This is a genomic window from Niveibacterium sp. COAC-50 (assembly GCF_013184235.1).
Lineage (GTDB): Bacteria > Pseudomonadota > Gammaproteobacteria > Burkholderiales > Rhodocyclaceae > Niveibacterium > Niveibacterium microcysteis.
In genome coordinates this window covers 1-847 of record NZ_JABCJM010000022.1, presented here as the reverse complement: position 1 = coordinate 847, position 847 = coordinate 1, and the positions used below count along the sequence as shown (strand labels likewise).

Below are 847 nucleotides of genomic sequence, written 5' to 3'. Positions count from 1 at the left end.
TGGCCGTTGGATCAGTTCGCCTTGACTACTGGGGAAGCCCTTGTAGTTGAAAGTAACCGGCACCGGAGCGCAGCGGAGGGAACCAAACTGCGCAGCAGTTTGGTGTCCGGTTGACTGCACTGTTAGGGCCATCGAGGCTAGTCACACTTTGCGTCCTTGCGTGCCGCAGCGGTCCATTCAGCCCAAGTCTTGTACCCGGGTATTTGGATGATGGCCGTTCGATTTGGGAACCGCTTGTGTGCCTCCTCGTCCTGTCTCGCGCTTTCTTCGATCATTGCGCATGCGGCCTTGGTGTCGCCAGACATTAGATATGGGTAAACGAGCTGGAAGGCGGCATATCGCTGGCCCTCAGGGTCGTCAATGTCGCGATAGAGCGTTCTAGCGTTCTCAATATATGAAATCGCGGTTCCGTATGTTGGGTCGTACGTTCCATTCTTTGACCAGTATCTCTCGTACGCTCGATACGGTTGCGAATATAGCAAAATGCCATAGTAGATTTTGGCCTCTGCCAGACCCTTGGTGTCATTCCTCTCCTTCGATAGTTCCATCGCTTCGCGAATCAAACGCTCAGCAGGAATGGGGCGCTGTTGTTTAGCCAATTCAACGGCCTGAGCTAGTTTGACCTTCGGGTCGCTGGACTCGGGAACTAGGGCCGCGGCGCAAGAGGTAACGACAGTTGAGGCGACGAGTAAGGGGATTAGTCGTTTCATGGCGAAAAGCCCTAATCGGGATAGGAAGGAACCTCGCGGCCCCTCCCTCCCACACCACCGGACGTACGGGTCACGTATCCGGCGGTTCGATGAATTGAATTCCTACCGTGGCGCAAGGCTGGGTAGTCCCAAGGTTT

1 protein-coding gene is annotated in these 847 nt (G+C 55.1%); it reads right to left on the bottom strand.

Annotation, left to right across the window (positions count from 1 at the left end; all coding sequences use genetic code 11):
• Positions 1 to 137: 137 nt before the first annotated feature.
• The gene (locus tag HH302_RS22230) at positions 138 to 710 is read right to left on the bottom strand and encodes a hypothetical protein (RefSeq protein ID WP_172205425.1); all 573 of its coding nucleotides are present in this window, start codon (positions 708 to 710) and stop codon (positions 138 to 140) included.
• Between the last annotated feature and the right edge of the window lie 137 nt (positions 711 to 847).